Source organism: Streptomyces sp. Ru62, from assembly GCF_002920615.1.
Lineage (GTDB): Bacteria > Actinomycetota > Actinomycetes > Streptomycetales > Streptomycetaceae > Streptomyces.
Window position 1 is genome coordinate 1 of the sequence record NZ_PQSU01000114.1, and the last position, 219, is coordinate 219.

The 219-nt window shown below is 79.5% G+C and carries 1 pseudogene; it reads left to right on the forward strand.

Features of this window, described 5'->3' with window-relative positions:
• Nucleotides 1-219, forward strand: a pseudogene (locus C3492_RS43935) (hypothetical protein); the annotation flags it as partial.

Sequence of the window (219 nt, forward strand, 5' to 3'; positions counted from 1 at the left end):
CCCTCTGAAGGACAAGCGCGTGGCCACCGTCAACCGCATCGCCACGGCCATCGGGCGTACGGCGGCCAAGCCGGCCGGGCTGGACGCGCTGGCGCCCTGCACCCTGAACGCGGGCGGCGGCGGGGAGTCCACCGGCACCGCCCCGAGCGCTCCCGCCACCCAGCAGTCGGGCGCCGGCACGGCGGGCGGAGGCGGCAGCGCGGGCGGGAACACCGGGGC